Source organism: Arthrobacter sp. B0316-1-20 (assembly GCF_059091865.1).
The window spans coordinates 72,240-93,587 of the sequence record NZ_JBNHHC010000002.1 but is presented as its reverse complement, the minus strand read 5'-3'; the positions used below and the strand labels follow the sequence as shown (position 1 = coordinate 93,587).

At 64.3% G+C, this 21,348-nt stretch carries 20 protein-coding genes and 1 other RNA gene; 11 read left to right on the top strand and 10 right to left on the bottom strand.

Translation table 11 applies throughout. The annotated features are described in order from the left end of the window. Positions 1 to 107 precede the first annotated feature (107 nt). On the top strand, positions 108 to 680 hold the full coding sequence (gene def, locus AC5RW2_RS03445) for a peptide deformylase (RefSeq protein WP_493962230.1): 573 nt from the start codon (positions 108 to 110) through the stop codon (positions 678 to 680). Between the two features lie 29 nt (positions 681 to 709). On the opposite strand, the gene AC5RW2_RS03440 is transcribed toward def, so the two are convergent. The 5 genes from AC5RW2_RS03440 to rnpB all read right to left on the bottom strand — a co-directional run bounded on the left by AC5RW2_RS03440 (position 710) and on the right by rnpB (position 6,511). Beyond that, positions 710 to 910 (bottom strand): hypothetical protein, encoded by a 201-nt coding sequence (locus AC5RW2_RS03440; protein WP_493952617.1) that lies wholly within the window; start codon positions 908 to 910, stop codon positions 710 to 712. Between the two features lie 99 nt (positions 911 to 1,009). Further along, positions 1,010 to 2,470, bottom strand: coding sequence for a glyceraldehyde-3-phosphate dehydrogenase (locus AC5RW2_RS03435; protein ID WP_493962300.1), 1,461 nt, complete (start codon positions 2,468 to 2,470; stop codon positions 1,010 to 1,012). A 265-nt stretch (positions 2,471 to 2,735) separates the two neighbouring features. Then, complete coding sequence (locus tag AC5RW2_RS03430; protein ID WP_493962231.1) at positions 2,736 to 3,764, bottom strand: acyltransferase family protein; 1,029 nt, start codon at positions 3,762 to 3,764, stop codon at positions 2,736 to 2,738. 107 nt (positions 3,765 to 3,871) lie between these two features. Continuing rightward, the gene (locus tag AC5RW2_RS03425) at positions 3,872 to 5,770 is read right to left on the bottom strand and encodes a L,D-transpeptidase family protein (RefSeq protein WP_494073692.1); all 1,899 of its coding nucleotides are present in this window, start codon (positions 5,768 to 5,770) and stop codon (positions 3,872 to 3,874) included. 348 nt (positions 5,771 to 6,118) lie between these two features. Next, an RNA gene (gene rnpB / locus AC5RW2_RS03420) (RNase P RNA component class A) lies at positions 6,119 to 6,511 on the bottom strand. A 129-nt stretch (positions 6,512 to 6,640) separates the two neighbouring features. Here rnpB and AC5RW2_RS03415 point away from each other — a divergent pair. Then, entirely contained in the window at positions 6,641 to 7,405 is a 765-nt protein-coding gene (locus AC5RW2_RS03415) for a YaaA family protein (RefSeq protein WP_493962233.1), read from the top strand. A 90-nt stretch (positions 7,406 to 7,495) separates the two neighbouring features. Here AC5RW2_RS03415 and AC5RW2_RS03410 read toward each other — a convergent pair whose 3' ends face one another. Beyond that, positions 7,496 to 9,091, bottom strand: coding sequence for a LicD family protein (locus tag AC5RW2_RS03410; protein ID WP_493962234.1), 1,596 nt, complete (start codon positions 9,089 to 9,091; stop codon positions 7,496 to 7,498). Between the two features lie 274 nt (positions 9,092 to 9,365). On the opposite strand from AC5RW2_RS03410, the gene AC5RW2_RS03405 reads away from it, so the two are divergent. Together AC5RW2_RS03405 and AC5RW2_RS03400 are read left to right on the top strand one after the other, a co-directional pair. Continuing rightward, complete coding sequence (locus AC5RW2_RS03405) at positions 9,366 to 11,135, top strand: hypothetical protein (protein WP_493962235.1); 1,770 nt, start codon at positions 9,366 to 9,368, stop codon at positions 11,133 to 11,135. A gap of 31 nt (positions 11,136 to 11,166) precedes the next feature. Beyond that, positions 11,167 to 11,307 carry a hypothetical protein gene (locus tag AC5RW2_RS03400; protein ID WP_493962236.1) on the top strand — a complete coding sequence of 47 codons (141 nt, stop codon included), beginning with the start codon at positions 11,167 to 11,169 and terminating at the stop codon, positions 11,305 to 11,307. Between the two features lie 44 nt (positions 11,308 to 11,351). On the opposite strand, the gene AC5RW2_RS03395 is transcribed toward AC5RW2_RS03400, so the two are convergent. Beyond that, complete coding sequence (locus AC5RW2_RS03395; protein ID WP_493962237.1) at positions 11,352 to 12,092, bottom strand: zinc ribbon domain-containing protein; 741 nt, start codon at positions 12,090 to 12,092, stop codon at positions 11,352 to 11,354. Between the two features lie 74 nt (positions 12,093 to 12,166). Next, positions 12,167 to 13,177 carry a Nif3-like dinuclear metal center hexameric protein gene (locus AC5RW2_RS03390; protein ID WP_493962238.1) on the bottom strand — a complete coding sequence of 337 codons (1,011 nt, stop codon included), beginning with the start codon at positions 13,175 to 13,177 and terminating at the stop codon, positions 12,167 to 12,169. 102 nt (positions 13,178 to 13,279) lie between these two features. Here AC5RW2_RS03390 and msrA point away from each other — a divergent pair, with 102 nt between their 5' ends. From msrA to AC5RW2_RS03355, 7 genes are all read left to right on the top strand, one after another. Next, the gene (gene msrA / locus AC5RW2_RS03385; RefSeq protein WP_493962239.1) at positions 13,280 to 13,804 is read left to right on the top strand and encodes a peptide-methionine (S)-S-oxide reductase MsrA; all 525 of its coding nucleotides are present in this window, start codon (positions 13,280 to 13,282) and stop codon (positions 13,802 to 13,804) included. An 88-nt stretch (positions 13,805 to 13,892) separates the two neighbouring features. Then, complete coding sequence (gene cysK, locus AC5RW2_RS03380; protein ID WP_493962240.1) at positions 13,893 to 14,828, top strand: cysteine synthase A; 936 nt, start codon at positions 13,893 to 13,895, stop codon at positions 14,826 to 14,828. An 84-nt stretch (positions 14,829 to 14,912) separates the two neighbouring features. After that, the gene (gene epsC / locus AC5RW2_RS03375) at positions 14,913 to 15,500 is read left to right on the top strand and encodes a serine O-acetyltransferase EpsC (protein ID WP_493950110.1); all 588 of its coding nucleotides are present in this window, start codon (positions 14,913 to 14,915) and stop codon (positions 15,498 to 15,500) included. Between the two features lie 45 nt (positions 15,501 to 15,545). Further along, complete coding sequence (locus tag AC5RW2_RS03370) at positions 15,546 to 16,532, top strand: diaminopimelate dehydrogenase (RefSeq protein ID WP_493962241.1); 987 nt, start codon at positions 15,546 to 15,548, stop codon at positions 16,530 to 16,532. 299 nt (positions 16,533 to 16,831) lie between these two features. Beyond that, on the top strand, positions 16,832 to 17,245 hold the full coding sequence (locus AC5RW2_RS03365) for a DUF1360 domain-containing protein (protein WP_493962242.1): 414 nt from the start codon (positions 16,832 to 16,834) through the stop codon (positions 17,243 to 17,245). Positions 17,246 to 17,634: 389 nt separating this feature from the next. Next, the gene (locus tag AC5RW2_RS03360) at positions 17,635 to 18,240 is read left to right on the top strand and encodes a DUF1326 domain-containing protein (protein WP_493962243.1); all 606 of its coding nucleotides are present in this window, start codon (positions 17,635 to 17,637) and stop codon (positions 18,238 to 18,240) included. 1 nt (position 18,241) lies between these two features. Beyond that, on the top strand, positions 18,242 to 19,015 hold the full coding sequence (locus AC5RW2_RS03355; protein ID WP_493962244.1) for a DUF2182 domain-containing protein: 774 nt from the start codon (positions 18,242 to 18,244) through the stop codon (positions 19,013 to 19,015). Positions 19,016 to 19,182: 167 nt separating this feature from the next. Here AC5RW2_RS03355 and gnd read toward each other — a convergent pair whose 3' ends face one another. Next, a complete protein-coding gene (gene gnd / locus AC5RW2_RS03350; protein ID WP_493962245.1) occupies positions 19,183 to 20,619 on the bottom strand; it encodes an NADP-dependent phosphogluconate dehydrogenase in 1,437 nt (478 codons plus the stop codon). 128 nt (positions 20,620 to 20,747) lie between these two features. Further along, positions 20,748 to 20,987, bottom strand: coding sequence for a hypothetical protein (locus AC5RW2_RS03345; protein WP_493962246.1), 240 nt, complete (start codon positions 20,985 to 20,987; stop codon positions 20,748 to 20,750). Positions 20,988 to 21,348 lie beyond the last annotated feature (361 nt).

The window sequence follows — 21,348 nt, the reverse complement described above, 5'->3', positions numbered from 1 at the left end:
AGGTAAAGAGCCGTTCCGCACGTCGGGACGGCTCTTTGCATGTCCCGCTGTAGCGCACAGCACCGTCGAGGCCGCCGCAGAAGCTTCATCCTGAGTGAAGGAGAAAAATGACTGTCCGCCCCGTCACCGTCACCGGAGAACCGGTGCTGCACCGCCGCGCCGTCGAGGTGGAGACGTTCGACGACGAACTCCGGGCCTTAATAGCGGACATGTTCGAGACGATGGACGAAGCACACGGGGTGGGCCTGGCTGCTCCTCAAGTGGGGGTTGGCCTGCGGATCTTCACCTACGAGTTTGCCAACGACGACGACGTCCCGGCCCGGGGCGTGCTGGTCAACCCAACGCTGGTGCTCGGCAAGGTCTCCGGCGCGGAACCGGACCCCGACGAGGAAAACGAGGGCTGCTTGTCCGTACCGGGCCACAGCTACCCGCTGAAGCGGGCAGAGTGGGCGCGGGTCCGCGGTTTCGACGCGGACGGCGCTCCGGTGGACTTCGAGGCAACGGGTTGGTTCGCCCGCGTGATGCAGCATGAATACGACCATCTGGACGGCAAGCTGTACATCGACCGGCTCAACGACCGGTGGAGCAAGCGGGCCCGCAAGAACATTCGGAAAGAAGGCTGGGGTGTCCCCGGCAACACCTGGCTGCCCGGCGTCGATCCCGACCCGTTCGGCCACTGACCCCTGAGCCTGGCTGCAGGCGCGGCAGGTCAGCTGTCGGTGAGGCCGGACCTGTGGTCCTTCTCGCAGCGGTGCAAGTCCTCCAGCGCAATGTCGCGCAGCCGTTTGAGCTCGCCTACGCGCTTCTCGGGCACATCGCCGCGGGCGTAAGCATCCTGCGCCGCATTCAGCAGCCGCTGGGCCTCCTTGTGGTTGGCTTGCGCCTGTTCCCATCGCGTCATCTCTACCATGCCGCCATTGTAGGAACGCCGTCCGGCTTAAGCCATAGCGGAGGCCGGCGGCATTCGCTGCCGCCGGCCTCCGCCGTCGTTAGTGCTGAATACGCCCGGTTAGACGGTTTCCGCCACCTGCTCCATCACGGCAGGGAAGATCTTCGGGTTGACCCCGGCGATCTCCTCCAGCACGCGGACCACCTGGCAGCTGTAGCCGAACTCGTTGTCGTACCAGACATAGAGCACGGCGTTCTTGCCGTTGGCGATGGTCGCCAGGCCGTCCACCACACCGGCGCGGCGCGAGCCGACGAAGTCGGTGGAGACGATTTCCGGCGAGTTGACGTAGTCAATCTGCTTGCGCAGATCCGAGTTCAGCGACATGCCGCGCAGGTACTCGTTCAGGTCTTCCTTGGTGGCGTCCTGCTCCAGGTTCAGGTTTAGGATGGCCATCGACACGTCCGGGGTGGGGACGCGGATGGCGTTGCCGGTCAGCTTGCCTTCAAGCTCCGGCAGGGCCTTGGCCACGGCCTTGGCGGCGCCGGTCTCGGTCAGCACCATGTTCAGCGCCGCCGAACGGCCGCGCCGCGTGCCCTTGTGGAAGTTATCGATCAGGTTCTGGTCGTTCGTGTAGGAGTGGACCGTCTCCACGTGGCCATGCGCGATGCCGTACTTGTCGTTGAGGGCCTTGAGTACCGGCGTAATGGCGTTGGTGGTACAGGAAGCCGCGGAAACGATCTTGTCTTCGTCCGTGATGTCCGAGTGGTTCACGCCGTGCACGATGTTCTTCAGGCCACCCTTGCCGGGTGCGGTCAGCACCACGCGCGAGACGCCCGGGCACTGCAGGTGCTGGGACAGCCCGGCTTCATCGCGCCACTTACCGGTGTTGTCCACCACGATGGCGTCCTTGATGCCGTACTGGGTGTAGTCCACCGAGGCCGGGTCGTTGGAGTAGATGAACTGGATCAGCGTGCCATTCGCCTGAATGGTCTTGTTCTCTTCGTCCACGGAGATGGTGCCGTCGAACGGACCGTGCACCGAATCGCGGCGCAGCAGACTGGCGCGCTTGATCAGGTCGTCGTCGCTGCCCTTGCGGACCACCACGGCGCGCAGGCGCAGTCCATGGCCGCCACCCGCGTGGCCCACCAGGATGCGGGCCAGCAGGCGGCCGATGCGGCCGAAGCCGTAAAGCACCACATCGGTGCTGGTGCGCTCGTCCGCGCCGCGCTTGCCGACGATGTCCGCCAGCTCAGCACGGACAAAGTCCTTCAGATCGGCGCCAGCGGCCTCGCTCTTGAACTTCGCCAGCAGGCGGGCCAGGTCAACAGAGCCGGCGCCGAGTTCCAGCTCGCTCAGCGCCTCAACCACCGGGAAGGTTTCTTCCAGCGGCAGTTCGGCGTCGTCGATTTGGCGGGCGAAGCGGTGCGCTTTGAGGATGCCCACCACTGATTGGTTAATCAGGCTGCGCCCGTGGATGGAGGTGACCACGTTGTTCTCTCGGTACAACCGGCCGATCATCGGGATCATCGCTTCGGCAAGGGCCTGGCGGTTGCTCCATGCATCTAGGGCCGACTCTGACATCTGGTTCACAGAATTACCTTCCTACATCAGCCGGGTTCTCCCTCGAGCCCGGTTGTCAACCGCCGTGGATTTTCACGACGACGCCGCTTTCGCCAGACAATACTGTCCGTTTCGACGGCACGCCACCGCCAACTGCCGGCGGGAAGCTGAGAGGTCTGCGCAGCTTGGCCGCTTGTCCCCAAGCGGCGTCGGACACACCTACCTGCTAACCATTCTAGGGACTGCTGGCAGCATCGGCGTACGCCTACACGTGAACTGCCTCACGTTAGCGGGCATCGAGCCGTTCGCCGCTCGACTCTGCGACCGCCGCCGAGTAGCTCCTGACAATATGGCTCGAGGCACGCCGAATGCTGTTCTCGAAGACCGGCAGAGCCAACAGCAGTGTGGTGACCGCAGCCAGCGCTAGCCCCAGCGCGAGGACTCCTGCGCTCCCCCACAGCTCCTGGATGGGAGGCAACACCTCCGCCGCGGCAAGGACAACAAACCCGTGAAGGACGTAGACCGCCAGGCTGTGCCGACCGAGGTGGGCAACGAACCCCTGCCGGCTAGGTGCAATGCAGAGCAGCGCACTGATCGCTACCGCTGCAATCAGGAGCAGCGCCGCTCTAGTGCCCAGACCCAAGACATCTGGAACGTCAAGCCTGTCGAAACTGAAGGAGCCATACAGCCACTGGTGCGGAATGTCCTGGCTATAGACCAGCAGCCAGCCAGCCAATGCAGCAACAAGAGCAGTCACTTTCCACACCCATGTCGCCTCCCCCACCGCACGAACAATACGCTTCCCATAAGTGGCACCCAGCACAAAAAACGGCAGGAAAACCAAAGCCCGCGAGAGCGACAACGTATAGCCGACCGAGTCCAAGGCGCCGACGACCAGGGCGATAACTACGGACAGCGCAATAGCCGCCTTGGGAAACCTCGTAACGACCGGGAGCAGCAAGAGCCACCAAATCATCCCGAGCAGGAACCAGAGAATCCAGAACGGCCTCTCGATGGAAAAGTTCCGGTCGATGCCCAGCACGTTGACGAAGACAAAGTACAAGGTCTGAAACGCCACCAGAATCACAGCAAACGTTCCTATGCGCTGGCCCAGCCGGCTTGTCTTGGCGGTCACTCCGGCCAGGAACACAAATGCAGGCATGTGGAACATGTAAATGCCCGTGAGCGCCAGCCTAGTGCCGTCCGCCTTCCAAAAGCCGATCTCTTCGAGGAAGTGGCCAAGCACCACTGCGAAGATCAGCAGTCCCTTGGCCGTATCAAGTCGAAGGTCTCGCTGCGACGCTTGGGAAGTCATGCCAATACGTTACAAGACCATAACGGCAGGCCCGCTTTCCCATTCCTTGATGGCCGTCGGGCGGACGGCGTTCCCATCGGGGAAGCACCGCCCGCCGCCCGCAAGCGTCAAGCTATGAAGATGTCTTGGCGGACACCCATGATGATTCGGTCGCCGGGGTCCGCCGTCTTCAAGTAGCGGATGACGTTTTTCAGGTCCAGTGCGATGCAGCCGGCGGTCGGGACGGGGTTGGCATGCAGGAAGATGGCGAATCCTGCCCCCTGCTTGATCTTCTGTCCCGGTCCCCGGTTGTAGTCGATGACGGCGCCTTGCCGATAGTCCCCAGTGGGAAGCCGCATGTAGAACCACATGTTTTCGTCCGGCCAGCGCTCGTATCCGACGGAGCTGGCTTCGTAGTATTTGTTGTAGGAGGATCCGACGGTGCCGGACCACCTGGAATTCTTCTTCAGCTTTTTGTACTTGAGATCGGTACCGGGGTTGCCCTCGCCGAATGCTTCGTGAACCGTGAAATTGCCTTGCGGGGACCAACGGTACTGGGTGTGGCCGGATGCTACGCCGGGGCGTTTGAACCCCTTGAGGCCAACGGTGGCCTTGCCCGTCTTCCACTCCTGCTTGTAAACGGATCCGACCCTCAGGCAATTGATGAAGCTGGCCTTAGAAGTTTCGTACTTTTCCGCGATGGTGAACGAGATGCGGTTCGCCCACTTGTGGTCATAGCGGGTCTTGTTGGCACCGATCGCCCAGCATTCATTCTTGGGGTACATCACGGCGCCCACCCGGGCCGCAACAAGGGATCCGCCTTGGAAGACCTGTGTGGTCTTGCCGCTGCGTTTCACTGCGTCCTGCATCGGGTAACCCAGCTTGCCGTTCTGGCTGCCGCGGGCCTTCCAGCTGTAGTTCATCTGTGCCGTCAGGGTCCGCGCGCTTGTCGAGGGCGAGTAGGCAATGGTTCCTTGCTGGAACTTTTGGACACACCCCTTCGCTTTGAGGCCGCACTCCATGTCCGAGGTCGGATAGCCCATCGTCCCGCGCTCGAATCCAGTTGCCTTGAACTTCTTGTAAATCTGGTGTTGAAGGTCCATGCTGCGCGCCCCGGATTTGGCGGTCCAATAGATGGCGACGCGCTTAGCGCTCTTGGCCGACGGTGCATAGGTACGGACGCAGCCGTTACCCACCAGTCGGCAGTTGAGATCATTGACTGCAACCAGGTTCAGCCTTTTCGCCTTCGCGTCGATGGCCTTCTTGCCAGCAACAATGTGCGCAGGTGTGTAACTGATGGTCCCGCCTTGGAAGCGTTGCGTGGCGCTCTTGTCGGAGCGGACCGTCATGTCCGCGACGGGATATCCGTATTTGCCGTTTTCAAACTTTGCGTCCCGATAGGTCTTGTAGATGGAGTGATTGAGATCCACCGTGTGCGCAGCCGTGGCAGCAGTCCAGTAAATCGCGATCTTCGCCTTGCCGGCCGCATCGGTGTAGGTGCGAACGCAGCCATTGTCCTTGAGCGTGCAGCGGAAATCGTTCACGGAGGTGAGCTTCAGCGCGGTAGCCTTTTTGCTGATCGCCGCTTGTCCCGCTGCCACATGCGCAGGTTCCGGCGTCGGGCTGCTCGTCTCCGGCGAATCCTCCGTGGCACTTTTCCGCATGGAGGTAGAACCCTTTTCATCCGAAACGTCTTTTGCGGCCTCTGATGGGAAGGACGGCTCCTGCCGCACTGGGGCCGGAGGCGTTCCCGTCTCCTCTGACGCTGGGTTGGACGACTCTGCAGGAGTCGAAGGCGCAGGGCTCACATCCTCCGGCGTCGACTGAGGTCCAGGAGTTTCAGCGACAAGCGTCTCGGTGGGGACAGAGCTCTCACCGGTGATCCCAACGCTGTCCGGCATGGCATCTATCGGTGCGGGTGTTGCAGTCGGCTGGTTGCTCTGCATGGGGTGGTCGGAAGCCACTGCCGGGAGTCCAGAGGCCAGCAAGGCTGTCAGCGCAACAGACGTCAGGCCGACGCGCATCATGCGGCGCAAAGATGAGGTCGAAGGGCAATTCATTTGTTCCCCCGGGGAAAGATAGGGGCTGGTGGCGGAACCAGCGGAGACTGTACCCGCCACTGTCGTCCTCGACCTCCGCAATGTTAGATATGCCGCCGGCGCACAGCGTGCTGTGTGGCGTACCTATTTACCCGACTAACTTTGGGGATACCTACGGCTATGAAGGACTGCGAGACTGTGCAGTGGCGAGCTCCGCCGCAACCCCCCCTACATTGCCGCGGAGTTCCGCAGTCGAAGCGGTCCCGGCGGCCACCCCAACCCGGCGGGGCTGCTTCCTCGCACGGGTACGCCTCCCCCCCGAAATAAGGAAAGTGTGGGACGGGTTGGCCTATGAGCCGGGTTCTGTCACCTGCGGCAGTTGCCCGCCGCTGGGTGGCGATCATCCATCTAGGAGCACCGTTGCCGGTGCCCTCAAGCGGCCTACCCGGACACTCGGGCGAGCAGCCCTCGATCGTGCCCTGTCTGGCCTTGCTCCGGGTGGGGTTTACCTAGCCGCCCCGGTCGCCCGGCGCGCTGGTGGTCTCTTACACCGCCGTTTCACCCTTACCAGGTGCTGCACGAGGCAGCCCTGGCGGTCTATTTTCTGTGGCACTAGCCTGCGGGTTTCCCCGAGTGGGCGTTACCCACCACCCTGCCCTGCGGAGCCCGGACTTTCCTCGGCAGACGAATCTTCACAGACCCGTCCGACGCGATCGCCCAGCCAACCCGTCCCGCCTTCAGGATACGGCCTGCTCCCCCGCCATCAGTAATCTGGCGGCTTCCGTCGGTTTCCCAGCATGACGACGGCGGTGCTACCGCCTTTCGTGCGGGGATGCAGTCCGACGGTAGGCTGCTACGGTGCTGATTCTGCTTCCGCCTTCCGAAGGAAAGACCGCTGCCGCCAAGGGACATCCCTTCAGACTGCAGGACCTGCAGTTCCCGGAGCTAAATCCGGCACGGGAAGAAGTGCTGGCCGCCCTCGCCCACATCAGCCAAAGTCCGGACGCGCTGGCGCAGCTTTGCGTCGGCGCGTCGTTGGCTGCGGAGGTGGAGCGCAATACCCGGCTGCACGACGAACCGTCCGCGCCGGCACACACTGTCTACTCCGGTGTGCTGTACGACGCGCTCGGTTACCGCACCATGACGACCACGCAGAAGCGCAAGGCGGACGCCGCCGTCGTCGTCATCTCAGCGCTCTGGGGTGCCATAGGTTTCGCGGACAGCATTCCGGCCTACCGGCTGTCCATGTCCGTGGGGTTGCCGGAAACCGGGAAGCTGGCCTCGTACTGGAAGAAGCGGCTGCCGAAAGCGTTGGACGCGCACGCCGAGGGGCACCTGATGGTCGACTGCCGCTCCAGCACCTACGCCGCGGCCTGGACGCCGGAGCCGACCCGCACGGTGGTAGTCAACGTGTTCCAGGAACGCGACGGCAAGCGCACGGTCGTCTCGCACTTTGCCAAACACACCCGCGGCGAACTAGCCCGGCACCTGCTGACCCGCCGCGGCAAGGCGCCCGAGACCCCGGCCGCGCTGTTGAAGGCGGCGCTGGAAGTCTGGCAGGCCGAGCTCGTGGATGGAACGGCCCGCAAGGCGCACGCGCTGAACATCATTCTGGAGCCGTAAGCCTTCGCCTGCTCTCTTGGCCGCGGCCGAATTCCACGGAAGCTCCCGACATCCGGCGTGCGCCCAAGAACCTGACGGTGTCGGGGATTCCTAGAGCTTGCGAGCCAGGATTCTTACTACCTCCGGGTCTTCACGTTCGAACTTGGCCAGTCCTGTCCCGGACTGCTGGTCTAGTATTTCGAATCCGAGTCCTTGCAGCAGCTTCAGCGTGTCAGCCGCGGGGATGAACCGGCGGAAGGACCGGAACCGAGCCTTCTTGAGCGGGGCGTCCAGATCTGTCCGGTGTTCCAATGCGACGAAGTCTCCGGGTACCGTTGCGTCACCCAGCTCTTCAAAGAACCGCTGCTCTTCGCTATCTGTCAGGCCATTCAGCAAGAACCGTGCATAGAACAGGACGGCGCCATCCTGTACTCGGTTGCGGAGGGCAGCGAGCCTGCCGTGTTCCAGCACGTCCCCCTCGACAACGTCAATCCCCTGCCTGCCACCGACAAGGGCATGCGCTGCGGCGGCCGCATAGCTGCTGGAATCGACAGCGGTGACTGACAGGCCCCTGTCGGCAAAGTGAACGGCGTCGCGGCCGTTCCCACAGCCGAGATCGATGACGGCCGCAACGTCCGCGCCGGCCGCCGCAGTCCACTGTGCGAAGGCGGACGGTGACGTGATGGCGTCGTGGGCGTAGAAATCATCCATAGCCAGACGGGTCCTGTCCGTGTAGCTCAGGAGCGCCTGGGCATCTCGGCGCCGTCGGGCGTCCTTCCACCGGAAATCGGGGTTGGGGATGCGCCAGTCGTCACCGTACACATGGGCCACGATTCGTTCAGGGTGGCTCGGCACGTTTACCGGATAGCCGCTCAGGGTTGATTCCTGTACGGGAAGGAAGTCCTCGGCGGGAACCTCTTCCACGCCGACCGTACCAAAGGGAAAGCCGACGAATCCGTTCGGCTTCAGAAACAGATGGGCAATATCGACCATGTCCCGTGAGCCGTGCCTGTCACGAACAGCGATGCACGACGCCTTCGGAGTCACCTGGTAGCCAGCGGTGATCAGCGCTTCGCCTACCTTCACGAACTCCGCACGCGCTTCTTGTGCCGTGGCCGTCTGGCTCAGATAAGCGCAGTCCATATCCTTATCGTGCGGAATGAACCCGTTCTCGCGCACGTAGCCCAACAGGGTGCCGCTGTAAAGGAACGCTTGGCTACCAGTGACCGCTTGTATCACCTTCGCTACCTCCCCGTACAAGCTCAGCACACCGTCCTGCCAAGCCTTATCCTCATTCTTGGGGAGAGACCTGATCTTGCCTTCGTTATCGAAGGCCTGTCCCTGCGCGAACCTACGTTTCAGTGCGTCAAAGTCTTCTTTGCCGTTCCGTAGGGACGGATGAGACAGCTTGCCATTAGGCATTCGCAATGCCTGGTCGCCGTACCGAACGGAAAGGACGTCGGTCTTCTGCGCGAATCGCCAGACATCATAGACACCAAACTCGAAGTTTCCCCGACCGTTGGCTCTGGCCTGCACCGCGGCGGTCATCACAGGGAGGTCATTGATGAAGAGCGTGACTTGCTCGTCCGAAGAGGGCTCTCTTCCGGTAGGAACCTCTCCGGCGATGCCGTCGATGGCGAATTTGGTCACCTCTCCCGCGTTCGAGTTGATGACCTGCCGGTACAACTTCTTCATACGCTCAATCACCGGACGAGTATACGTTACGAAATCGTGCCCTGCGCGCTCCGAGTCGTACATCTAGGAGCCCGCTGCCGGCCCTCTCAAGGGCTCCTGCAAACCGGGAAGCTAGCCTCCTACCGGAAGAAGCGCCTGCCCACGGAATAGGACGTTCAAGCCAAGAACGAGATTTTGTCTACAGCGGCGTGTAGGTGGCGTGATGCCTGCGCCGGCTACCTAGGCTCCACGCCGCCGTCGGCGGGTGTTTCCCAAGCGTTCACCGGGGTGCCGTAGTTTCGCTCGCATGCCCCAACCCGAACAGGACTTTTTGCACAACGGCGTCCTGGTGGAATACAAAACGCGCGAAGCCAAGCAGGACCGGCGCCACTTGATCGTCGTGTTCACAGGGCTGCGCCACCGGGACACCTACGACTTCGACGGTCAGTCCACGCAGGAGAACCAAGCCAACTGGCTGTGGATCAAGGATAAGTTCGGGCCGCATCCCACCTACATGCTGTGCCGGGGCATGGACTTCGCAGTCGAGGAGGCTGTGATGGCGCTGATCGATGCGGAGCTGCTGCGGCTTGGCCTTGGCCGGAACGAATGCACGCTGGCGGGCATCTCTAAGGGCGGTTTTCCCGCGTTGTACTACGGCATCAAGTACAACTTCGGCAATATCATTGCCTGCGCTCCCCAGATCTATGTCGGGACGCATACCCGCCGGAACCGACCCAAAACCTTCGCGCACATGACCGGGGACGGCGGAGACTATGAGCACGAAGTGCTCGACGCGCTGATACCGGACGCCGTGGCCGCAGACCAGGGCACGGAAAAGAACATCTACCTTTTCAGCTCCCTGCAGGACCAGTCCCATGCTACGCAGACCGGCCCGGCGTTGCCGCTGTTCGACAGGTACCCGAACTTCAACTACATCGAGACGGACTCGGACCTGGTCTGGGACCATTCCGGGGTAATACGCTACAACCTGCCGCTAATGCTCTCCATCATGGCCGCTGTGGCCGACAATACTCCGCCGCGGTTCGGCGCGGTGCGCAACGGCAATCGGATGGACGCGCGGCTGCGTGCAGACTTGTTGTCGCGGCAGCAGAAGGACGGCGCCGCGGTCGCCAGTTTCACTGGTGTGCGTCTGAAAGGTTCCACCTTCTTCCCAGAAGGCGTGGGGTTCCTGCGCGGCCACGCCATCAAAAACCTCTCGTCGCTGGCCGTCACGCTTGTTCTGTCCGGCAATGGGATTCGACATGAGTTCGTGCTGGCCGGGGACAGCGACCCGGCCATCCCCTTCAGGTACTACGAGGAAGCCGCCTGCGACTACAAACGGGCGAAGTTTACTTCTCCAAACAAACGCGGCATCGACTTGGCCGGGTTGCCTGCGGGCACCTACGATCTGCGCCTACGGCTGGCGGTCCCGGGCCGTGACGCCGAGCTGCCACTGACCTCGGGTACACCGCTGTACACCGAATCACAGCTGGACGGACGGCTGTACCGCTTCCGCACACAACCTGGCGCCGCTGTGCTGGATGTGCGGCCGGTCCTCGGCACCGCGCCGCAGGAGGCCTACTTCCGCCTGCGCACCAGCTGGGCCCAGGGGCCACGGGTCCATCTGGACGGGGACTTCGCCGTCCGCGGCGTGGAAATCCCCGACAGCAAGGCCGCCCGCTACTACCTGGTGCTCCACGGACCCTCAGGCAGCCACGCCTTCACCCTGGCCACCGGCGGATTCCGCGGCGACCCGAACGTCTTCGGCGACACACTCAGCGACTACTCCGGCGCGCACTTCGGCACCCGCAAAGGCGCCGGCGTCGACATCTCAGCACTGCCGCCGGGTACGTACTATGCCTCCGTCAGCCTCAGCTGCGCCGGCGGGCTATACACCCTCCCCACCGGCAAAACCGTCCACATCCGCCCCCACGACGCTGACGGTGGCGTCGCGGCCACCATGCACGACACGGCACCGCTCGGGCGGCGGGGTTTGGGGTCGGTCCGGCCGAGGGAACTGCAGCGGAAAATTCGACGAAAGATCAGACGGCGACTGTCCCGCCTGGTGCTGGGGTGACCAACCTCGCCTGGCTACATCGGAGGACCTGATGGAACAGGCCAGGGGCAACAAGCCGCCCAGTCTCTCCAGCAACAGCGCGCACCTGAATGCGGCGGGATATGCGGTCCTGCGGGGCGTTATCGAGGACAAGCTCGGAAACCTGGGCTGGCTCCCGCGACCACACGAATAGTTCGGCAGAGCGGCCTCCGTGCGAGACCGGACCGAAGATGACCGCTAGCTGCCCCACTCCTCCGAGCGGATAAGGATGCAGCCGGAGTCGGGGCAAAAGACGATGTCGTCCGGGGCGGCTTTGCGGATGTCGGCCAGGTCGCCGGCGCTGAGCTGCATGCCGGAACCCTCGGACTTGCCGTGGAACAGGCGTGCGGCGCCGATGCCGCGGTGGGCCAGGGTCTTTTCGTACACGGCCAGCAGGGCAGGTTCGAAGCCGGCCGCCAGTTCCTTGCGGTCCGCCGACACCGTGCCGCGTTCGTTTTCAATCGCGGCAAGTTCATCGTCGCGGGTACGTTCCAGGCCGGACAGTTCTTCGCGCAACTGGTCGTTGGCCTGCTGGTGCTCAGTGTGCCGGGTCCGGAGCGTCTCCAGCCGCTCCATAACTTCCAGCTCCACGTCTTCCAGATCGCTGCGGCGCTTGTTCAGCGACACCAGTTCATGCTGCAGCGCGGTGAGGTCTTTGGGCGTGCCCGATCCGCTGTCCAGCCGCTTCTGGTCGCGTTCAATCCGCGACTGGACGGTCTCCACGTCCGCTTCGGCGCGCTTCAGCTCACGCTCGGTGTCCGCGATCTCGGTGTTAAGGGCGACCAGCGAGGAGTCGGCAGCGGCCAGCTTCTCCGCCAGCGCGTCGATCTCGGCGTTCTTGGCAGTGGCTGCAGCGCGGCGGCTCAGCTGGGTGAGCTTGCCATCGAGTGCCTGCAGGTCGAGCAACCTCAGTTGCTCGGAAGCCGGTGCCTTCGCCATGTACGTCCTTTCAACACGCTGCGGAACCGTTGCGGTTCAGCCTCGTCCTAGCCTACCGTCCGGACGCGGCGCTGTTAGCCCGGGGTGAGGACGAAATCCCACGGATCGGTGTTGGTATGACTGACCTTGACCTCCACGGTGTAGCCCTGGTCGGTCAGGACGTTGTCCAGCGCCGCCGACGCCGGGGTCAGCCAGAGCCATTCGCTGCCGAAATGCGAGACGTCGATCAGGTACGGCCGGCCGTCCACAGTTCCTTCGCGCGCCTCGGAAGCCGGATGGTGGCGCAGATCTGCCGTGACATAAACGTCAGCCCGGGATGCCCGGACGTGGTCGAAGAGAGAGTCGCCGGCACCTCCGCAGACGGCCACGCTGCGGATGATTCCGTTGCGGTCGCCGGCCACCTTCACTCCCCCGGCGACGGCCGGCAGGATGCTGAACACTTGCTCTGCGAACTCGCCCAGGGTCCTGGCTTCCGCCAGCTCACCGACCCGGCCAATGCCTTCCTCCGGCAGACCGTTGTCGGCCGGAGACAGCGGCCGCACGTCCTGCAGACCGAGGGCATCTGCCAGCACGTCGGAGACGCCGCCCACGGCGCTGTCCCCGTTGGTATGCACGGTGACCAAGGCGCAGCCGTTCTCGATCAGCCGGTGCACGGCGTCGCCCTTGAAGCTGGAGGTGGCCACCGAATTGACCGGCTTCAGCAGCAGCGGGTGGTGCGTGACCAGCAGGTCGGCGCCCCACTCGATGGCTTCGGTGATCACGTCTGCGGTGGGATCCACGGCGAACAGGATCTTCCGCACGTCGGCCGACGGCCGCCCGACGACGGGGCCGACTGCGTCCCACTGCTCCGCCAGCGATTCGGGCCACAGTTCCTCGATGGCCAGCAGCACGTCGCCAAGAACCGGCGTCTTCGGCTGCTCTTCGACCGGAACGCCGGCTTCAGTGCCCGCCGGGGCTTCGGTACCCGTCGGGTGTTCGGTACCCGCCGGAGTTTCAGCGCCCGCCGGAGATTCAGTTTCCGTTGGAGTTGTGGATCCCGCGGGGGCTTTGGTGTCCCCGGTGCGGAGCTGTTCGTCGTCGACCATAAGTCCTTTTCTACCCCATCCGTTGCGGGCCCGCCCACACGCCGTGAGCTTAACACTTCACGCCCCGGGAACATTCGAGGGCTCCGTGACATTGTTTAACCCATGAGAACTTTTGTGCTTGGCGGTGGCTGCTTCTGGTGCCTGGACGCGGTCTACAACATGACCCGCGGCGTCACGGAGGTGGTCTCCGGCTACACCGGCGGCTCGGTGAAGAACCCGTCCTACGAGGCGGTCTGCGCCGGAATCACCGGACATGCCGAGGTTGTCGCCGTCACTTTCGACGAGGCGGTGGTCCCCGAGCAGGTCATCCTCGGCTTGTTCTTCGCCTCGCACAACCCCACCACGCTGAACCGCCAGGGGTACGACGTCGGCACGCAGTACCGCTCCTCGATGTTCTACATCGACGACGAGCAGAAGCAGACCTTCGTTTCGGCGATTGAGCGCGCACAGGCGGACTGGCAGGACCCGATCGTCACCGAAGTGGTCCGGCTGCCGGAGTTCTACCCGGCGGAGGAATACCACCAGAACTTCTACGCCAAGCATCCGCAGGTCGGCTACTGCCAGGTGATCATCAATCCCAAGCTGGCCAAGGCCCGAAAATATTACGCCGAATGGCTCACCGCATAACAGGCGGTTCAACGCCCTGACTAGGCTTGAAGAAGTTTTGTTACTCCCATCTCTGTAGCGGCCTCCGGGCCAGAAGGCAGGAACACCCATGGCACAGATTTACGACGACGTCACCCAGGTTGTGGGACGCACTCCGCTGGTGCGCCTGAACCGGCTCACCGAAGGCCTGCCGGCCCAGGTGGCCGTGAAGCTGGAGTTCTACAACCCGGCCAACTCGGTGAAGGACCGGATCGGCGTGGCCATCGTTGACGCCGCCGAGAAGGCCGGAGCGCTGAAGCCGGGCGGCACCATCGTGGAGGGCACGTCCGGCAACACCGGCATCGCACTGGCCATGGTCGGCGCTGCCCGCGGCTACAAGGTCATCCTGACCATGCCGGAGACCATGTCCACCGAACGCCGCGTGATGCTGCGCGCCTTCGGTGCCGAGATCGTGCTGACCCCGGGCTCCGAGGGCATGCGCGGCGCGGTGGAGAAGGCCAAGGAAATCGTGGCCCACACCGAAAACTCCATCTGGGCGCAGCAGTTCGCCAACGAGGCCAACCCGCTGATCCACCGCACCACCACCGGCGAGGAAATCTGGGCCGACACCGACGGCAAGGTGGACATCCTGGTAGCCGGCATCGGCACCGGCGGCACCATCACCGGCGCCGGCGGCCTGCTCAAAGAGCGCAAGCCCGGCGTGCAGATCATCGCCGTCGAACCGGAAGACTCCGCCATCCTCACCGGCGGCAATCCCGGCCCGCACAAGATCCAGGGCCTCGGCGCGAACTTCATCCCTGAGGTGCTGGACACCAGCGTCTACGACGAAGTGCTGGATGCACCGACGTCGGCCTCGGTCGCCGTCGCCCGCGATCTGGGCATCAAGGAAGGCATCCTCGGCGGCATCTCCTCGGGTGCGGCGGTCTGGGCCGCCCTGGAAGTGGCCAAGCGCCCGGAGAACGCCGGTAAGCTGATCGTGGCCGTGGTGCCCGACTTCGGTGAGCGCTACATTTCCACGCTCCTGTACGACGACATCCGCGGCTAACCAGCTTCCCTGCGCCAAGCGGGCTGCGGCCGGGCCTAGTGTCCGGCCCGCCTGCCCGGCGCGATGTCCGATCAGAAAGAGCACATGGGTTTCCTAGCGCGACTGCGTGAAGACCTCGAGGCCGCCCGGTCGCACGACCCGGCGGCCCGGGGCCGCGTGGAGAATTTCCTGGCCTACTCCGGATTGCATGCCATCTGGATCCACCGGCTGACCCACAAGTTGTGGGCCAATCCGTCGCTGCGGCTGCCGGCCCGGCTGATTTCGCAGGCCGGCCGTTTCCTGACCGGCATCGAGATCCACCCCGGCGCGACCATCGGCCGCCGGTTCTTCATCGACCACGGCATGGGCGTGGTGATCGGCGAAACCGCCGAAATCGGCGAGGACGTGATGATCTACCACGGCGTCACCCTCGGCGGCCGCTCGCTGGCCAAGGTCAAGCGTCACCCCACCATCGGCGACCGCGTGGTGATCGGCGCCGGCGCCAAGGTGCTGGGACCCGTGGTCATCGGCGCGGACAGCGCCATCGGAGCCAACGCCGTCGTCGTGAAGGACGCCCCGCCGGAATCCATCATCACCGGCATTCCGGCCACCTTCCGGCACCGGGACCCGCAGCGCGAGACCAAGCCTGCCGTGGACCCGGCCGAATACATCGATCCGGCGATGTGGATCTAACACCCACTGCCTGACAACCGTTGAACCTGACGAGAGGACAGACCCTTGGGTGAATCGATTCGAATTGGCATTGCCGGCTACGGAAACCTGGGCCGCGGCGTGGAGGCCGCGGTAGCCAAAAACCCTGACATGAAGCTGGAGGGGGTCTTCACCCGCCGGCACCCGGCGGAGGTGGCCACGCTGCGCGCCGAGACCTCTGTGTACGTGATGGATGACCTCGCCGAGTACGAGGACCGCATCGACGTGCTGATTCTGTGCGGCGGCTCCAAGGAAGACCTGCCGCAGCAGGGGCCGGTTATGGCGGCCCGTTTTAACACGGTGGACAGCTTCGACACGCATGCCCGCATCCCGGAGTACTTCGAAACCGTCGACGCCCCGGCGCGTGCTGCTCGGAAAACCGCGCTCATTTCGGCCGGCTGGGACCCCGGCATGTTCTCGATCAACCGGGTCTACGGCGAAGCCCTGCTGCCCGACGGCGACACCTACACGTTCTGGGGCCGCGGCCTGAGCCAGGGCCACTCCGACGCCATCCGCCGGGTTCCCGGTGTAGCCGCCGGCGTCCAGTACACGCTGCCGTCGGAGCCTGCCATCGAGCAGGTCCGCAACGGCAGCCGCCCGCAACTGGAAACCCGGCAGAAGCACGCCCGCGAATGCTTCGTGGTGCTGGCCGACGGCGCCGACCCCGCGTCGATCCGCGAAGCCATCGTGACCATGCCGCACTACTTTGACCAGTACGACACCGAAGTCCACTTCATCACCGCCGAGGAACTGGCCCGCGACCACAGCGCCATGCCGCACGGCGGCATGACCATCCGCAGCGGCAACACCAGCGGCGACCACGCGCAGGTCATCGAATACGGCCTCACGCTGGAGAGCAACCCGGAATTTACCGCCAGCGTCCTGGTGGCCTACGCCCGAGCAGTTCATCGACTGAACCAGCAAGGCCAGTTCGGCGCCGTGACCGTCTTCGACGTCCCGCCCGGCCTGCTCTCCCCCAAGTCCCCCGCTCAACTACGCGCCGAACTGCTGTAGCCCTCGACCCAGCAATCCAGCGAGCGAAAATCGGCACCTCCTCAACTTTCCGGGGAGGGGCCGATTTCTGCTTAACCGCGCGGACTTTGCCCGACGGTCACGCATTTTCTGCGGTGTCCCGCCCTGTTGCCGGGCCCGGGGCGTGGATACACTCGCCGCAGGCACCAATTCGGAAGGCAAGCACCGCATGGATCAGGAAAACGCTAAGGGATTACGGGCACTGCTGCGGCGAGAGAAGGACGAATACACCCACGGAGAGCACAGGCCGCTGGGCTCATTCTTGTTGTTGATGGGCGTCCATGGCACAGGCCTCGCATTGGGGACAGCAGCCGTCCGTCGCTCCGGCCGCACCCTGCCGGGCACACCCCGGGTGGAGCGATCTGGCGCTTATTTCCGTTGCCACCCACAAGCTCTCCCGTCTGCTGACCAAGGCCCCGGTGACCAGCCCGCTGCGGGCTCCCTTTACCACCTTCGAAGGGCAAAGCGGAGCAGCCGAGCTGGCTGAAGACGTACGCCGCTCCGGACCACGGAAGGCCATTGGCGAACTGCTGACGTGCCCATTCTGTCTGGGCCAATGGGTGGCCAGCGGCTTTATCTTCGGCCTGCTGCTGGCTCCCAAACCGACCCGGTGGACCGCGGCCCTGTTCACCGCCGAATTCGGCTCCGACCTCCTGCAGTTCCTCTACTCCAAAGTGCAAAAGTCTGCGTCATAACGATCGACTGCAGGCAAGGCTGGGTCTGGGAGCCGTCGGCGAGATCGACAGCGCGCACGGGGTCAGCAACGAGCGGGCCAAGACGAGCGCAGTGCAAGGCCGCGGCAGTCCGCGAGGCCCTTGAGAACATGCCGCACCACTTTGACCAGTAAGACACCGAAGTCTGCTTCATCACTGCGGAACGCAGAACGCGTCCGCAGCGAATCCGGCGGCGGCCATGCCGGCCCTCCTCTACCAGGACCGCCGCGAGAGATGAAGCCGGTCGTGGATCCGCCTGCCGAGTACATCAGCCCGGCTATGTGAATCTGATCGCCTTTGCCGGCTTATTGACCGGGTTTTTGCAGCGGAGGACAATTCGAGGAGGGGTGTCTCTTTGAAGGGAGCCTCGAATGTCCTGGCACATCGAAGGTACATACTTCGAAAACTGCAATTGCGACATGATCTGCCCGTGTACGACTTCGGGCATGACTGCGCCTGCGGATAACGAGCGCTGCAAGGTCGCGTTGGCCTTCCACGTCGATACCGGCGACGTTGACGGCCTTGACGTCTCCGGCCTGACCGTCTGCATCGTTGCCGATACTCCGGCCGTGATGAGCGAAGGAGGCTGGAAGGTCGGGGTTCTGATGGACGCCTCCGCCTCCGCAGAACAGGCCCAGGCGCTCGGCGCCGTCTTCAGCGGACAGCGGGGCGGACCCATGGCGGGCGCGGCTCCGCTGATTGGCGAAATGGCCGGCATGGACCAGGTTGACATGAACTACTCCGACGATGGACACCGGCACCAGGTCCGGGCCGGCGGCGGGGTTGACATCGCCGTCGAGGACTTCGTGACGCATCTGGACCCGACCGGGCAAGGCGTCAAGGTCAGCGGCGTGGGCTTCCCATCCGACCCGTTGACCGCCGGTACGGCAACGGCCTCGCGCGTCGATGTATTCGGGATGACTTGGGACAACGTGGGTAAGAACTCCTTCTCAGCCCCCTTCGCCTGGTCATCCTAGGATGCCAAGCCGCGTCTTTCCTGCCGTACGCGTCCGTCCGGGTCTGCTCGCTCTCATTGGCTGCGCCCTGATTGCCTGGTTCCTCACGGTGCAACTCGCGGCCGGGATGCCGCCCGGACCGGGCACCATGGGGTTGGGCTTGGCCGGTTTCCTCGCTGGCTGGGCGCTGATGATGACCGCGATGATGCTGCCGTCGCTGGCCCCGCTGCTCTCCGTGTACCTGCGGTCCATCCGCGCGGAGCGCAGCCGCCGGGTCCGTGCCGTCCGGACCGCCGCCCTGCTGGCCGGATACCTGCTCTCCTGGACCGGTTTCGGCATTCTGGCGTACGCCATGTCCCTGCTGGGCAGCAAACTGGCCGCCACCGCACCGGTGGCAGCGGCTTGGGTCGGAGCCGGGCTGCTGGTGGCCGCGGGCATCTACCAGATGACGCCGCTGAAGAACTTCTGTCTGCGGCATTGCCGCTCGCCGGTGGCCTTTCTGCTGCATGTGTCTGGCTACAAGGGGCCGTTCCGCGACGTGCGGGTAGGCCTATACCACGGGCTGTACTGCGTGGGATGCTGCTGGGGGCTGATGCTGGTTCTGATCACCGTAGGCGTCATGAACCTGGCGTGGATGGCCGCCATTGCGGCCGCAGTCCTGCTGGAAAAGACTTGGCGCCACGGGATCGGGTTCAGCCGGGCGACCGGCGCCGCATTGATTGCCTTCGCCTGCTTCGTGCCGGCCTATCCCTGGCTGCTGCCAGGGCTGTATATGGCCCCGGACATGATGATGTAGCCTGCGCGCGGCCGCCGAAAAACCGGGCAGGTATGGACCTTGCCCAAATCGCGAATGCCCCGCAACTGCATGAGCAACTGCGGGGCATTCGGTGCTGAGGATCTCCACGCGGTTGCAGAGCAACCTTGGTCGATCACCGGGGGCAACCTCAGTGAGTCACCGCACGGTTAGTGGGTGTCGACGGCGGGGACTTCGGACTTGTCGCCGCTCCAGAGGGTGTGGAAGGTGCCTTCGGAGTCGGTGCGGCCGTAGGTGTGGGCGCCGAAGAGGTCGCGCAGGCCCTGGGTCAGCGCGGCGGGCAGGCGCTTGCGGCGCAAGCCGTCGTAGTAGGCCAGCGAGGACGAGAACACCGGCACGGGGATGCCCAACTGGACGGCGGTGGCCACCACGCGGCGCCACGCCGGCACGGCAGCACCGATGGCTTCGGCGAACGCCGGGGCGAAGAGCAGGTTCTCCGGCTTAGAGTCGCCGGCATAGGCCTTCATGATGTCGTCCAGCAGTTCGGCGCGGATGATGCAGCCGGCGCGCCAGAGCGAGGCGATCTCGTCCAGCTTCAGGTCCCAGCCGTACTCGCCGGCGGCTGAGCCGAGCATGTCGGTGCCTTGGGCGTAGCTGACCAGCTTGGAGGCGAACAGCGCCTGACGCACGTCCTCGACGAAGCTCTGCGGCACCTCGACGGCCTCTTCGTGCCCGGTCAGGACGTCCTGGGCGATGGCGCGCTGGCCGCGCTGCGAGGACAGGCCGCGGGCGAAGACGGACTCGGCGATGCCGGAGACGGGCGAGCCCAGCTCCAGAGCGGAGACGACGGTCCAGCGGCCGGTGCCCTTTTGGCCGGCGGAGTCCACGACGACGTCGACGAACGGCTTTCCGGTCTTGGCGTCGGTGTGAGCCAGGACCTCTGCGGTGATTTCGATCAGGAAGGAAGAGAGCTCGGTCTTGTTCCAGGCGGTGAAGATCTCGGCCTGCTGCTGCGGCTCCAGGCCTGCGCCGGTGCGGAGCAGATCGTAGGCCTCGCCGATCACCTGCATGTCCGCGTATTCGATGCCGTTGTGCACCATCTTCACAAAGTGGCCCGCGCCGTCGGTGCCGATCCAGCGGCAGCAGGGCTCGCCGTCGTACTTGGCAGAGATCTTCTCCAGCATGGGGCCGAGCGAGTCATAGGACTGGCGGGAGCCGCCGGGCATGATGGACGGGCCGAGCAGTGCGCCCTCCTCGCCGCCGGAGACGCCGATGCCCACGAAGTGCAGGCCCTTCTCGGCCAGCGACGCTTCGCGGCGGCGGGTGTCCTCGTAGTGCGAGTTCCCGGCATCGATGACGATGTCGCCTTCTTCCAGCAGCGGGACCAGCTGCTCGATCACCGAATCCACCGGCTTGCCGGCCTTGACCATGATGAGCACGCGCCGCGGCTTCTGCAGGCTGTCCACCAGCTCCGGCAGCGTTTCGGTGCGGATGAACTCGCCCTCGTCGCCATGCGCCTGCAGCAGTGCGTCTGTCTTTGCCACCGAGCGGTTGTGCAGGGCGACCGTGTAGCCGTTGCGGGCAAAGTTCCGTGCCAGGTTGGCACCCATGACGGCCAGACCTGTCACACCGATGTGTGCGCTCATTGAATCTCCAAGTGTGGGCGGTCCCCGCGGGCAGGGACGTCAGCGAACAGCCCGAGCGGGCCGAGGTTCCTCAACAAGCCTAGTCGCGACCGGCGGCACCGGCTAAGCGGGCCGGCGTTAGCTTCGGCTCATTCGCCCGATGCCGTGGAGGGGCGGAAGCGCAGCCAGTCATCGATCACGTCGTCGACGGACTCGTCTTCGCCGGATGAGCCTAGGTCGGCATCATCGTGGCCGGCGGGGTCAGTGCCTGCTGTGTCCCCCGACGCATAGAGGTCGAACGGCACAGCGACTGGAGCGATTGGGTTGAGGCGCTCCTGCTGGATGGGCGCGCGCAGTCCGTTTTCCTCCAGCAGATCAAGCCGCGTCATCTGGCCCGCATCCTGCTCGGACCACAGCCATCGGATGGTCCCGCAATAGGTGCAGCGGCTCGACGAGACGGTGCGCGTGCGGATGTAGGTGTGACCTGCTCTCCGGCAGAACTTGTCCAATAGTGCCCCCAACTAAAACCAGCATGATCGGTACAGCCTTACAGACTGGGAGGAGGTTGTGGAGGGATCACAAGCGACGTTGCTTAACCGTTATTGCATGACGCAGCGGCGCCCTAATCTTGGCTCAGGGTACGCGCAAGACGAACGCTCCGGCGGCTTCGCTGGAGCCCATCCGGCCCTTCCCCATCCCGTCTTTGGCCGCGAAAGTGCGCGCTCAGGGCAACACGATGGGAGGATCAAT